Origin of the sequence: Methylobacter sp. Wu1, from assembly GCF_036553575.1 — a bacterium.
Classification (GTDB): Bacteria; Pseudomonadota; Gammaproteobacteria; order Methylococcales; family Methylomonadaceae; genus Methylobacter.
The window spans coordinates 23,586-36,876 of sequence record NZ_JAZHOC010000070.1; the positions used below are offsets into that span (position 1 = coordinate 23,586).

The window sequence follows — 13,291 nt, forward strand, 5'->3', positions numbered from 1 at the left end:
CTTTTTAAGCATCTCATCCCCAAAATCATCATAGGTCTAATGGTTTATTGGATGTAGAATAAAGCTAATAACTATTATAAAAATGCGTCGTTATTTATGACAACCCAACCCCCATTTGTGAATTCAAGTTTCTTTCGAGACGGTTTCAAGCGTTTTCTGCCCAATTCTCAAGCAATTGCGTTGGCAGTTATTTTAATCGTCGGCTTTGTGCTGATTTATTCATTATCCGGTTTGTTGATGCCGGTTTTCGCTTCCATTGTATTGGCCTACTTGCTTGAAGGACTGGTCAGTAAGGCTGAGAGTATACATGTGCCGCGGCTGCCGGCGGTCTATCTGGTGTTTTCCGGATTCATGGCATGTTTGGGATTTTTGCTGTTCTATTTGATGCCGATAGTGTCACAGCAGGCCGTAGAGCTTGTTCAGCATATTCCACTGATCATCAACCAGGTGCAGGATGGCATCATGCGCCTGCCCGAAAGGTATCCGCAATTCATTTCGGAACATAGAGTCAGGGAAATGATGCTTGTCGTTCAGCGGGAACTGTTGACGTATGGTCAGAATATGCTGTCGATGTCGGCCGCGTCTGTGATGAGTCTGGTCAGCGCCATGGTTTATCTGTTTCTGGTGCCGCTAATGGTTTTTTTCTTTTTAAAGGATAAAAAAGTGCTGGTGGACTGGCTGTTGCAGTTCATGCCCAGGGATCGGCATTTAACCGAGAGCGTATGGCAGGAGGTCGACATACAGATAGGCAATTATATACGCGGAAAATTTGCCGAGGTTTTTATTCTGTGGTCGGCCAGTTATGTTACGTTTTCTACGATGGGCCTGAATTACGCCATGTTGCTGGCTGTGCTGATGGGCTTGTCGGTCATTATTCCGTATGTAGGCGCCACGCTGGTGACTTTTCCGGTTTTGGGCGTGGCTTACTTTCAATGGGGACTGGCTGGCGATGACTTTATGTATGTCGTGGTAGCCTATTCAGTCATTCAGGCATTGGATGGCGTGTTTCTTGTGCCGTTCTTATTTTCCGAAGCGGTTAATTTACATCCGATAGCGATTATCGTGGCGATCCTGTTTTTTGGCGGCTTATGGGGGTTTTGGGGCGTATTTTTCGCAATTCCGCTGGCCACAGTCGTTAAAGCCGTGCTGACGGCCTGGCCGCGCCTTGGCGATAACAGCGACAATAACGTTTACTAAAATTCAGGACTAAGGCGATTTTATTCATTCGCCTTGATCCCTTCTGCCGGCTTTACAATATATCCGATGCGTAATCGGCCAGGCGCGAGCGTTCGCCCCGGCGCAGGGTGATGTGCGCACCATGCGGCCAGGTTTTGAAGCGGTCCACCACATAGGTTAATCCGGATGTGGTCGCGGTTAAGTAGGGCGTATCTATTTGTCCCAGATTGCCGACACAGACAATTTTTGTGCCGGGGCCTGCGCGCGTTATAAGGGTTTTCATCTGCTTGGAGGTCAGGTTCTGCGCCTCGTCTATAATCAGGAAGCGGTTCAGGAATGTTCGGCCGCGCATGAAGTTTAGCGATCTGATCTTGACCCGGTTCATGATCATATTCGTGGATGCGCCTTGTTCCCATTCGGTTTGCCCGGAGCGGCTACCGAGCAGTTCAAGGTTGTCGATCAATGCCCCCATCCATGGAGCCATTTTTTCTTCTTCGGTGCCGGGCAGGAAGCCGATATCTTCGCCGACCGGAATGGTTTCGCGCGTCATGACGATTTCATGATAGGCTTTGTGCTCTATGGTCATGGTCAGGCCCGCGGCCAAAGCCAGTAAGGTTTTGCCGGTGCCTGCCGTGCCCAACAAGGTGACAAAATCGATGTCCGGGTCCAGCAGCACATTAAGGGCGAAGTTCTGTTCGCGGTTTCTTGCCGTAATGCCCCAGACATTATTGTGTTTGGAGCGATAGTCCCTCGCCAGTTCCAATACGGCCACCTGGCCTTCCACGGATCTGACGATGGCTTCAAAATTGGATTCATCTTCTATATATAAGTACTGATTGGGATACCATTCGGCGACCAGCGGATTTTCCAGTTTATAAAAAGTGCGATCTTTTTCCTGCCAGGATTCCATTTTCGTGCCGTGCTTTTCCCAGAAGTTGCTGTCCAGCGCTTTGACGCCGCTGTATAACAGGTCGATGTCTTCCAGTGTTTGGTCGTTATGGTAATCCTCGGCGGGCAATTCCAAAGTCGCTGCCTTGATGCGCATATTGATGTCTTTGGAGACCAGAATGACTTTGGTGTCGGGCAATTCTCTTTTGAGCGCCAAAACAATACGCAGGATAGAGTTATCGGCGATATTGCCGGGCATGCTTTCCGGCAACAGTGCCGTCATGGCGCTGGTTTGGAAATACAAGCGTCCTTGACTTTCAACGCCTTCCGCCAAGCCATGTTCTATGCGCGATAAGGGCAGGCCGTCATTGATGGTTTGCGGGCTGGCATCGCGGATCAGTTCATCCAGGAAGCGGCTGACCTGTCTGACGTTGCGGGCAACTTCGGTCAGGCCTTTTTTGGAATGATCCAGTTCTTCCAGTACGATCATCGGGATGAAAATGTCGTGCTCCTGGAAGCGAAAGATGGCGGTCGGATCGTGCATCAGCACATTGGTATCTAAAACGAATAACTTTTTGTCCGGCGATGTTTGAATGTTCATTGCTGATTTCCTGTGAGTTCCATCAATGCTTGCAACACTTCTTCTATGTGTGTTTTGACTTTTACTTTGCGCCATTCACGGGCAAGCAGTCCTTGCGGATCGATAAGGAAAGTGCTGCGTTCGATGCCGCGGACCTCCTTGCCGTAAAGGGTTTTCATTTTTATGACATCAAACAATCGGCAAAGTGCTTCATCTTGATCCGATAGCAGGTCAAAAGGGAATGCCTGCTTGCATTTAAACCCCTCGTGGGCGCGGAGGGTGTCGCGCGATACGCCTACTACGACCCCATTGAAGGCATTGAATTTTTGGATATTGTCGCGGAAATGCTGGCCTTCCTGTGTGCAGCCCGGCGTGTTGTCTTTGGGGTAAAAATAAAGGACAACATAGTTGCCGCGATAGTCCGATAATTTGAAAGTTTTTCCGCCGGTAGACGGAGCCTCAAAATCAGGCACAGGATGGCCTATGCTGAGTGTCGTCATTTCTGGGCCTATCGTTTTATGGGTTCAAGGATTGAATCAATGTTTAACTGATCGCAGAAGTCCAGGAATTCCTCGCGCAGCGACAGCAGGTGCAGATGCGGCGGGATCAGTATGACAAATTTGGTGGAGAATACGGAGGTTTGAATATAGGGCGCCTGATAGCAACTGCCGGATATTTCCTCAATGCTGATATCGCGGTCAAAAAGGAAAGTCGTGATGGATTCCATTACATTGTCGCGGTCAAGCGATATGGTTTCTAACGAATAAGGTACGTAATCACAGCTTTTTTCTTTGTTTTCCAGGCGTAATTTATGAATTTGAATCTCAAGACGCTTCTGAATGGCGTCTAGTGAACTTTCGAGTTTGGCAATGTAGTTCCAGTTTCCTTGAATAAGCATATAGGCGGCTGTAGACTGAGCCAGGCGGGAAGATCTTATCTCGAGAATATTGCATTTACAGTCGCGTATGGCGGGTAATATTTCTGCAATAAAATTAATCTGGTTGTCGCCTAAAGCAGTGATAGCTAGTTGCATATTGTTCTTATAAAGTTTTATTTGAAAGTTTAACATCAAATGAGCGAAACTTTATGAACATTAAGTTTTATTGAACTTAAAATAAAGAAATTTTTTTTCAAATCGGCAAGCACCGATACTGATTCAGATTTTATGGTTATCTTTATCCCCACCAAAGGACGTGAATATGGCAGATCCAGCAAATAATAACCGCAAAAACAGCCTTAATGACTTTTATGATGAGTTAGATGCCATGCTGGATAAAGTAAAGTCTTCTCAGGTTTCATCAAATGACCGGGAAGACGAAGAGGATGCCATTGACAGACTGCTTCTGGCAGAGGATTTCGATTCAGAGGCGTTGTATCAGGCAGACGACAATGACGATCCTCAGATTGACGATATCGATTTGTCAGACGAAGCTGATGAGTTTGGCGATGATTTGCTTGCTGAAGAACAGGAAGAATACGCTTCATTTGCCGATATCATCATCGATGATGAAACAAGCGCTTCAGATGAAGAAATGCCGGATGAAATCGAGAATTTTTTCGAGATTAATGACTCTGAAGAACAGGCGTTTGAGGCTTCCGATCATCAGGCGGTTAAGACTGGGGATCAAAGTGGGTATGAGGAAGCATTATTTGAAGACTACAGGGATAACAATGTGCTTTTTAATAATTTTAATGCGCCTTCCGGCCGGGACGTTTTGGATGATGCGGAACTTTTCGGTCTAAAAAATCGGCCTGATGTTGATAAAATCCGTACTGCCGCTCAGGATGAAGTCTTGGCTGGAATAAGGCCGAGGCGCGGTGACGATGGCCGGTTTGAATCTGATAATGCTGACATGGCAGCATCGAGTGCATTCAATTCCGATCAGGATTCCATTAGCCTGCTTCAGAAGATGCTGGAGACTGAATTAGAAAGCAAAACCCAAAGTATAAGAGTTTACGCTTATATCGCCATGGTTTTGGGCGGTGCCGCATTGATGGCTGCAATTGGGCTCGGCTTAATAGCCCATGATGCGAAAAAGGAGGCATCAAGGCTAAACGAACTCGTTAGTACGCTTGGAACGGCTTCTGTACAAAGTTCCGATAATGAGCTGAACGATATCAAGGCCGCTATTGAACAGTTGAACCAGAGAGTCGATGACATCATGGCGCAGTTGTCGAGCAAGGCGCCATTATCAGCGGAAACAGAGATAAATGAGCTTGCTGAAGATGTAGCGGAAAAAGAAAAAGCGCACGATCTGCTTAAAGATTTGCAAGCCAGGCTGGCCGTTATGGAAAGCAAGGCGCTGGCGGCGCAAGCCGCCAAACCGAAAGCTATGAGAACTGAAACCATAAAACCGGCTGTTGAAGAAATCAGCAAGCCGGCGTCCGCTTCTGCAAAGACGAAAAAAACCAAACCTCAAAAAGGCGCATCAGGAAAAGACAATACAACAGCCGACTGGTCCGTCAATTTAATCGCTTATAGGCAACAAGGGTACGCCAAAAGCAAAGCGGCTGAATTTGGCAAAAAAGGCGTTCCTGTTGACGTAGTTGATGTCAAAGTGGGCAGGGATACCTGGTACAGGCTATGTGTAGGAGGTTTCAAGAACAGGAATGAGGCAGCCTCGTACGCCGCGAAAGTCAAGAAGACCCTTAAGCTGAGTTCGGTCTGGGTAGGCAATACTCAGGGTTAAAGTTCAAAATACTGGCCTAGAAGCGCATGAGCAGGCAAAAACTTGTTGTCGCTATTTCATCCAGAGCCTTGTTTAATCTGGATGATTCCCATGCGATATTCCAGACGCAGGGAAAGGAAGCTTTCTGCCGTTATCAGGTCGAGCATGAAGATGAAGTCCTCGCTCCCGGCTACGGATTTTCTCTGGTTCAGAAATTCCTGGCCATCAATGAAAGTTGTCTTGATGAACCGCTCGTTGAAATCATCCTGGTCTCGCAAAACAGCGCCGATACGGGATTGAGAATCTTCAATTCAATCGCCCATTATGGGTTGAATATCAGCCGCGCCGCATTCACCAGCGGCATTTCGCCTTACAACTATATTTCGGCTTTCGGTGCGCATGTGTTTTTGTCGGCCAATTCCGATGATGTCGCCAAGGCGCTCGAAGCCGGCTTTGCTGCCGCTACAATACTCTGCGGCCCGTCCTCGATTACTTCGTCCGGTCAGTTGCGCATTGCGTTTGACGGCGATTCCGTTTTATTTTCCGATGAATCGGAGCGTATTTATCAACAGCAAGGTCTGCAGGTATTTGCCGAGAACGAGCGCAAAGCGGCTAAAACGCCTTTGCCGGGCGGGCCTTTTAAAGAGTTTCTTGCCGCTTTGCATTACATTCAGTCGCAGTTCGATCCGCAATCGTCGCCGATCAGAACGGCATTGGTGACTGCACGCTCGGCCCCGGCTCATGAGCGCGTGGTCAGAACGTTAAGACTCTGGGGCATCCGTATTGACGAAGCGCTGTTTTTGGGCGGCATGGCCAAAGGGCCTTTCCTGAAAGCCTTTGGGGCCGATATTTTCTTCGACGATCAGAAAAAACATTGCGAATCCGCTGCCCAGCATGTGGCCGCGGCGCATGTGCCGCATGGCATCACCAATCAAACGCCGGCGGAGTAGCGCCAGCTTGCCGGCGCTGCAATAAAGGCCTGGCCGTTAGCAGCCGCTGGCGTCATTAAACACGTATTGCTTGGAATTCATGCCGGCCACTTCCTTAACCAGTTTGGGCACAAGATAACCGGGGAGGGCGGCCTGGACTTGTCGCATCAATGTCAGCGCATCCTGTTCGGAGACTTCAAAGTGGCCCGTTCCGTTCGCTTTATCGAGCAGATGCAGGTAGTAAGGAATGATGCCGTGGCTGAATAAGCGCTCGCTGAGTTCGCATAGCTGTTTTTCCGTATCATTGACGCCTTTTAGCAATACCGATTGATTAAATAGGGTAATGCCGCTATTTCTGAGCGCCGTACAGGCGGCAATGACGCGCCCACTGATTTCGTTGGCATGATTGCAATGCACGACCAGAACAATCTGCGCGGGACTTTGTGTCAGCGTATCGAGCAATTCATTTGTTATGCGAGCGGGCAGAACGATAGGCAGCCGGCTGTGTATCCGGATGCGTTTTAAATGCCGGATCCGGCTCAGTTGTTGAATGAGTCCGGCCAAGCGGGCGTCATTGAGTATTAATGGATCACCGCCGCTTAAAATGACTTCCGAGATGGCGGGGTCTTCCTCTATATACCGGATAGCGGCATCTTCCTTCTGTTTGCTGAGCTGCAGGTCGGCATAAGGAAAGTTTCTGCGGAAACAATACCTGCAATTGATGGCGCAGCTGCCTGTGTTGATGAGCAAGACGCGGCCCTGATACTTGTGCAGTACGCTGGCTTCGGTTGCCGCCCGAAGATCGCCGACAGGATCATTGCTGAAGCCCGGGTAAGCAAGCAGCTCATCGTTGACCGGCAATACCTGCCTGAGCAGGGGATCATTAGGGTTGCCTTTTTCCATGCTGGCGGCGAAATTGAGCGGAACACGCAAAGGAAAACGCTTGCCAGCCGCTGATGAGACCGGTAAATCATCCGGCGATAAGTGCAGATAACGGCATAATTCTTCAATGCTATTAAAGGCTTCAGCAAGTTGTTGCTGCCAATTTAGATTAAAGTGCTCTGTCTCGGTTCGTCGTTCTAACATGAAATGGGTTATTTAGAGTTTCTATCAGTTGGGGCCATCTATTATAATGGTTAAATTTTAATTATTGTTTGTAGTCTCGAGGATAAAATGGCTAGTTATAGTACCAATGAATTTAAAGCCGGGTTGAAAGTCATGCTGGATAATGATCCCTGCGCGATTATTGAAAATGAATTTGTCAAACCGGGAAAAGGCCAGGCCTTCAACCGGGTTAAAATCAGAAACCTCAAAACTGGCCGCGTGATCGAAAGAACATTCAAATCTGGCGAGTCTCTGGAAGGCGCTGACGTTGTCGATGTGGAAATGCAATACCTGTACAACGATGGTGAATACCGCCACTTCATGGTGCCGGATACGTTTGAACAGTACCAAGCCGATGAAAAAGCCGTCGGCGAAGCTAAGAACTGGCTCAAAGATCAGGATCTTTGCACCGTAACCTTATGGAATGACGTGCCTTTGTCTGTGGCACCGGCCAACTTTGTCGAATTGGCCATTACCGAAACCGATCCCGGCGTGCGCGGCGATACTTCCGGCGGCGGCGGCAAACCGGCTACGCTGGAAACAGGCGCCGTGGTCAGAGTGCCTTTATTCGTGCAAATCGGTGAAGTCGTCAAAGTCGACACGCGTACCGGTGAATATGTTTCACGCGTCAAAGACTAGTGCTGGGTGATTGGCGGCCGGCGTGTTCCGTAGAGCACTTGCGCCTGAGAGCGCAAGTGCTCGCCGATATACGTAAATTTTTTTCTGAAAGGTCTGTGCTCGAGGTGGAGACGCCTCTGTTGAGCCAGGGGATCGGAACTGATCCGCAGCTGGCGTTTTTTACTACCGAATATTCTTTGGTTCCTCAGAAACAGACGCTGTTTCTGCAAACTTCGCCCGAGTTCGCCATGAAACGGCTGCTTGCGGCCGGCAGCGGTTCCATCTATCAAATAGCCAAAGCTTTCAGGAACGGCGAATCCGGGCGATTTCACAATCCTGAATTCACGATGCTTGAATGGTATCACGTCGGTTTCAAATTGGCGGAATTAATGGATGAGTGCGCCGACCTGATAGCCAGGTTGTTCGATCACCGCAAGCCGCTGATGGAAACAGAAAGATTCACTTACCAGGCCATATTTCAACGTTATACCGGGCTGGATCCGCTCGAGTTTTCATATCCGCAGTATTGCGCTTATGCGCTGGATAATCAATTACCGGAAGCTGTCAGTATCTGCGGAAATGATCATGCTACTTGGCTGGATTTTATTTTCAGCCATAAGGTTCAACCCTATTTAGGCCGGAATGCTTTATGCATGGTGTACGGCTTTCCTGTTTGCCAGTCATCATTAGCGAGAATCAATGAACACGATCCGCTGATTACGGATCGGGTCGAGCTGTTTATTGATGGCGTTGAATTGGGCAACGGTTATTTTGAGTTGACCGATGCCAAGGAACAGAGTGAACGTTTTGACAAGGAGCTGGATATCAGGCGGCAAAGAAATCTGCCTGCTTCGGTCAAGGATGAACGTCTTATTGCTGCATTGCAGGCCGGCCTGCCGGAGTGTTCGGGCATGGCCATAGGTTTGGATCGCTTACTGATGCTATTGTCGGATAGCGCATCGATTGAAGATGTGCTTGGCTTTCCTGTCAATAGGGCTTAACTCGTTTAAAGCTGTTACTGTGCTATAATCCTGCGAGTTTTAATACCGGACATTATGTTTTATTAGACGTTTACATGAGATCAAATACTTTTTCACGCTTGCTGTTGCTATTACTACTCGTTTCCCAAGCGGTTAAAGGTGACGAAGAATTTGTTGTTGATAACATCCAGGTCAAAGGTCTTCAGCGTATTTCGGTAGGCACGGTCTATAACTATCTGCCCGTCAATGTAGGCGAAAGATTTTCTCTGGATAATGCCGGTCCGGCAATCAAGGCCCTGTTCAAAACCGGGTTTTTTAAGGATATTTCACTGGAAAGGGATGGCTCAACGCTGATTGTTAATGTCGTGGAACGTCCATCGATAGCAAAAATCATCTTTGAAGGCAACAAGGACCTGAGCAAGGATGATTTGACAAAAGCTCTAAATAAGATCGGTCTATCCGAAGGTAAGGTTTTCGATCCGCAGGTGCTCGATAAAGTTGAGCAGGAATTGAGCCGCCAGTATTACAGTCACGGCAAGTACGGTTTAAAAATCGACACGGAAGTAACCGATTTGACCCGGAACAGGGTCGGCATTCATATCAAGATCTCAGAAGGCCGAGTTGCCAAAATCAAACAGATCAATATTGTCGGCAATACTGTATTCGATGATGAAACGCTGTTGAGCAAGTTTGAATTAAGCACCTCAAATCTTTTGTCTTTTTATACAAAAAATGACCAGTATTCCAAGCAGAAATTATCCGCGGACCTGGAAAAATTGCGTTCTTATTACCTTGACCGCGGTTATATCAATTTTTCGGTAGAATCCACGCAGGTAGCGATTACGCCGGATAAGAAAGATATCTATGTGACGATCAATGTCAAAGAAGGCGACGTTTATACGCTTGAAAAAGTAAAACTGGCCGGTAATCTGGTCGTCAAGCCTGAAGAGCTTATAAAGCTCGTCAAAGTCGGGCCGAAGGAAGTATTTTCCAGGAAAAACGCTACGGAAACCTCGAAAGCGATTTCCGACCGCTTAGGCGATGAAGGCTATGCTTTTGCCAACGTTAACATGGTGCCGGAAATCAACGAGGCCAATAAAACCGTTGATATGACTTTTTTTGTTGATCCCGGCAAGCGCGTTTATGTAAGGCGCATCAATATGAAGGGTAATACTAAAACCCGTGATGAAGTCTTGCGGCGGGAAATGCGGCAAATGGAGTCGAGCTGGGCATCAAGCTCAAAAATTGAACGGTCGAAAACGCGCCTGGAGCGTTTAGGCTACTTTGAAGAGGTTAATGTTGAAACACCGCCTGTTGCTGGAACTTCCGATCAGATCGACGTGAATTATTCAGTGGTGGAAAAACCCAACGGTAACCTGATGGCCGGTATAGGTTTTTCTCAAACGCAAGGCATCGTTTTGAATGCCAATATTTCCCAGGATAACGTTTTCGGTTCCGGTAAACGGGTGAATCTGGCCTTTAACAACAGTGACTATCTTACTCAATATCAGTTCGGCTTTTTTAATCCATATTTTACATTAGATGGCATAAGCTTTGGTTATGATCTTGGCTATACGACCCGAGATGCGAGGCAAGTTAACCTTGCCAACTATTCGACTGACGTTATTAATACCGGGATCAATTTCGGCATTCCAATAAATGAATTTGACCGGCTGCAATTTAATGCGGATTTAAGACATACTAAATTAAAAGCTGCTGATTTCACATCCGACGAGATTGATAAATTTCTTAAGAAAGAAGGCGATAAGTATTTGACTTTTGCGCCGTCTCTGGGCTGGACGCACGATACGCTTAACAGGGCGATATTTCCTGACAGAGGAGGTCAGCAACGGTTCTCCGCCTTGGGGACAGTTCCCGGCAGCGATCTTGAATATTACAAGGTCAGTTACAAGCAACAGCACTATTTTCCTCTGGCCAAGGATCTTACGCTACGTCTGCATGGTGAAGTTGCGTATGGCGATGGCTATGGCAAAACTGATGAACTGCCTTTCTTCGAAAATTATTTTGCCGGCGGTTGGGGCTCTGTGCGTGGTTACGATACTAACACATTGGGTCCGCGAGATTCCCGGGCGCGGCCTTTTGGAGGATCAAGCAAAATAATCGGTAATGCCGAAGTGTTTTTTCCTGTGCCTTTCATGTCGGAAACAAAATCGGTTCGACTGGGGACTTTCTTTGATGCCGGTACCGTTAACAATGGCTTTAAATTTGATAACTTAAGGTATGCAGCCGGTCTTTCCGGCGAGTGGCTGTCACCATTCGGTGCACTGTCTGTCAGTGTGGCCATGCCTTTAAACGCAGGCTCAACTACATACACTGATGCTGCCGGTGAGCATGAACAAAAAGATGACAAAAAATATTTCCAATTCAACTTTGGACAAAACTTTTAGAAGAAGTTTTTGGTTTAGTTAGCTTATCACCTATAATTTAACTAATACATTAACAATTTTTATCAATTATTTAATTTTAACTATAACCGGAGATAGGTTTGACAATGAAAATGAAAATTGCTTTATTTTTAGGACTGTTACTGACTGCGAATGTAAGCTTTGCCGACTTAAAGATAGGTTTTGTCAACATTCCTGCCGTTCTTGAAAAAGCCCCTCAGGCCGAAAAGGCTAAAAAACGCCTGGAGAAGGAATTTTCACCTCGTGATAAGCAATTGGTCGCCCAACAAAAAGAAATTCAAAATCTGGAAGAAAAAATGGCTAGAGATTCCTCCGTTATGGGCGAATCAGAAAGAAGAAATCTGGAAAAAGATATTTTAAACAAAAAGAGAGATGCAAAAAGAGCTCAGCAGGAATTCAGTGAAGACTTCAATCTTCGCCGCAATGATGAGTTAGGTAAGTTGCAACGCCGTATAGTTGAAGTTATTCGTGAAATAGCCAAAGATCAAAATTTCGATTTATTGCTGACAGATGGCGTGATCTACGCGAGTGAACAGATTGATGTCACCAGTCAAGTTCAAGAAAAACTGTCAAGATCGCCAGAATAATTCATTAAATTTTTCATGCATATAATTATAACTCTTTAATGAAGCATTCTCTGCTATGTCTGTTAAGCTAGATATTTTACAAATACAAGAATTCTTACCGCATCGTTACCCTTTTTTATTGGTTGACAAAGTCATTGAGTGTGAACCCGGAGTAAGATTAGTCGGCGTCAAAAACGTTACTTATAATGAACCGTTTTTTCAAGGCCATTTTCCGCAAAAACCCATTATGCCCGGCGTGCTGATTCTGGAGGCTTTAGCTCAGGCTACCGGATTGCTGGCATCGGAAACAGCCCGCGATGAGTTGGTAGGCATGATTTATTATCTTGTCGGTATTGATAAGGCAAAATTCAAACGCCCGGTTGTACCAGGTGACCAATTGATGCTGGAAGTTAAATTCCTTAAAAGCAAACGTAATATTTGGGCTTTCGATTGCCGCGCCGAGGTAGACGGCGAGTTTGTCGCGAGCGCTGAAATCAGATGTGCGGCAGTGGTAGACTAACCTTGATTGATCCAACAGCTATTATTGATGCTAAAGCTGAGCTAGCGGAAGATGTAACTGTAGGCCCTTTCTCCGTTATAGGGCCTGATGTCAAGATTGATTCCGGAACAGTCATAGGCCCTCATGTGGTTATCAAAGGGCCTACATCAATAGGCAAGCAGAACCGCATTTACCAGTTCACATCAATAGGTGAAGATCCTCAGGATAAGAAATATGCATCCGAGGTGACCCGGCTTCAGATCGGCGACAGGAATACGATCCGGGAGTTCGCCACCATGCACAGGGGCACCAAGCAGGATAAGGGAGTGACTCAGATTGGCAATGACAATCTATTCATGGCTTATACGCACGTAGCGCATGATTGTATTATTGGCGATCATGTCATTATGGCGAATGGCGCGTCGTTAGCCGGTCACGTGCATTTAAACAGTCACGCTATCCTGGGCGGATTTACGTTGGTGCATCAGTTTACCCAGATAGGGCAGTACAGCTTTGCCGCCATGGGCAGTGCAATTACACAGGATATCCCGCCGTTTGTCATGGTCGGCGGCAAGCCAACCCGGCCGCATGGCATAAACTCTGTCGGCATGGAACGCAACGGTATTTCTCCGGAAGACATTCGGTTGATCAGGAAGGCTTATAAAATCATTTATAAAATGAACTTGCGCCTGGAAGATGCAATTGAACAAATGGAAGACATGGCCGGCGACAGCAAACAGTTATCCGATATGGTTAGTTTTCTGCGCAATGTGACCAGGGGCATTTTGCGCTAACTATCGACGCAAATGCGTCGCCGCAAATGCGAATTAAGCCATGACTTTTTAATTTCAACTGG

General features: G+C 47.0%; 13 protein-coding genes. 9 read left to right on the plus strand and 4 right to left on the minus strand.

The annotated features are described in order from the left end of the window. Nucleotides 1-96: 96 nt before the first annotated feature. Entirely contained in the window at nucleotides 97-1,197 is a 1,101-nt protein-coding gene (locus V2P20_RS15200) for an AI-2E family transporter (protein WP_331819754.1), read from the plus strand. Nucleotides 1,198-1,249: 52 nt separating this feature from the next. Here the strand turns inward: V2P20_RS15200 and V2P20_RS15205 are convergent, their stop codons facing one another. From V2P20_RS15205 to V2P20_RS15215, 3 genes are read right to left on the minus strand one after another with little or no spacing between them, the layout of a single operon-like run. Next, the gene (locus V2P20_RS15205) at nucleotides 1,250-2,665 is read right to left on the minus strand and encodes a PhoH family protein (RefSeq protein WP_331819756.1); all 1,416 of its coding nucleotides are present in this window, start codon (nucleotides 2,663-2,665) and stop codon (nucleotides 1,250-1,252) included. After that, complete coding sequence (locus tag V2P20_RS15210; protein ID WP_331819758.1) at nucleotides 2,662-3,144, minus strand: peroxiredoxin; 483 nt, start codon at nucleotides 3,142-3,144, stop codon at nucleotides 2,662-2,664. Before V2P20_RS15210 ends, V2P20_RS15205 begins: the two co-directional genes overlap by 4 nt. Before the next feature lie 8 nt (nucleotides 3,145-3,152). Beyond that, a complete protein-coding gene (locus tag V2P20_RS15215; RefSeq protein ID WP_331819760.1) occupies nucleotides 3,153-3,713 on the minus strand; it encodes an ACT domain-containing protein in 561 nt (186 codons plus the stop codon). A gap of 130 nt (nucleotides 3,714-3,843) precedes the next feature. Here V2P20_RS15215 and V2P20_RS15220 point away from each other — a divergent pair, with 130 nt between their 5' ends. Both V2P20_RS15220 and V2P20_RS15225 read left to right on the plus strand, forming a co-directional pair. Further along, nucleotides 3,844-5,334, plus strand: coding sequence for an SPOR domain-containing protein (locus V2P20_RS15220; protein WP_331819762.1), 1,491 nt, complete (start codon nucleotides 3,844-3,846; stop codon nucleotides 5,332-5,334). 26 nt (nucleotides 5,335-5,360) lie between these two features. Next, on the plus strand, nucleotides 5,361-6,263 hold the full coding sequence (locus V2P20_RS15225) for a 5'-nucleotidase (protein WP_331819764.1): 903 nt from the start codon (nucleotides 5,361-5,363) through the stop codon (nucleotides 6,261-6,263). Between the two features lie 36 nt (nucleotides 6,264-6,299). Here the strand turns inward: V2P20_RS15225 and epmB are convergent, their stop codons facing one another. Next, nucleotides 6,300-7,328 (minus strand): EF-P beta-lysylation protein EpmB, encoded by a 1,029-nt coding sequence (gene epmB, locus V2P20_RS15230; RefSeq protein ID WP_331819766.1) that lies wholly within the window; start codon nucleotides 7,326-7,328, stop codon nucleotides 6,300-6,302. Nucleotides 7,329-7,415: 87 nt separating this feature from the next. Between epmB and efp the strand changes: the two genes are divergently transcribed. From efp to lpxA, 6 genes are all read left to right on the plus strand, one after another. Further along, a complete protein-coding gene (gene efp, locus V2P20_RS15235; protein ID WP_194968702.1) occupies nucleotides 7,416-7,985 on the plus strand; it encodes an elongation factor P in 570 nt (189 codons plus the stop codon). After that, the gene (gene epmA, locus V2P20_RS15240; RefSeq protein WP_331819768.1) at nucleotides 7,985-8,965 is read left to right on the plus strand and encodes an EF-P lysine aminoacylase EpmA; all 981 of its coding nucleotides are present in this window, start codon (nucleotides 7,985-7,987) and stop codon (nucleotides 8,963-8,965) included. The genes efp and epmA overlap by 1 nt, the downstream gene beginning before the upstream one ends. 74 nt (nucleotides 8,966-9,039) lie before the next feature. Beyond that, nucleotides 9,040-11,352 (plus strand): outer membrane protein assembly factor BamA, encoded by a 2,313-nt coding sequence (gene bamA, locus V2P20_RS15245; protein ID WP_331819770.1) that lies wholly within the window; start codon nucleotides 9,040-9,042, stop codon nucleotides 11,350-11,352. A 104-nt stretch (nucleotides 11,353-11,456) separates the two neighbouring features. After that, a complete protein-coding gene (locus V2P20_RS15250) occupies nucleotides 11,457-11,957 on the plus strand; it encodes an OmpH family outer membrane protein (RefSeq protein ID WP_331819772.1) in 501 nt (166 codons plus the stop codon). Nucleotides 11,958-12,012: 55 nt separating this feature from the next. Next, nucleotides 12,013-12,456: a 3-hydroxyacyl-ACP dehydratase FabZ gene (gene fabZ / locus V2P20_RS15255; RefSeq protein WP_331819774.1), complete on the plus strand. Its 444-nt coding sequence runs from the start codon at nucleotides 12,013-12,015 to the stop codon at nucleotides 12,454-12,456. A gap of 2 nt (nucleotides 12,457-12,458) precedes the next feature. Next, nucleotides 12,459-13,229: an acyl-ACP--UDP-N-acetylglucosamine O-acyltransferase gene (lpxA, locus tag V2P20_RS15260; RefSeq protein WP_348532250.1), complete on the plus strand. Its 771-nt coding sequence runs from the start codon at nucleotides 12,459-12,461 to the stop codon at nucleotides 13,227-13,229. Nucleotides 13,230-13,291: the final 62 nt, after the last annotated feature.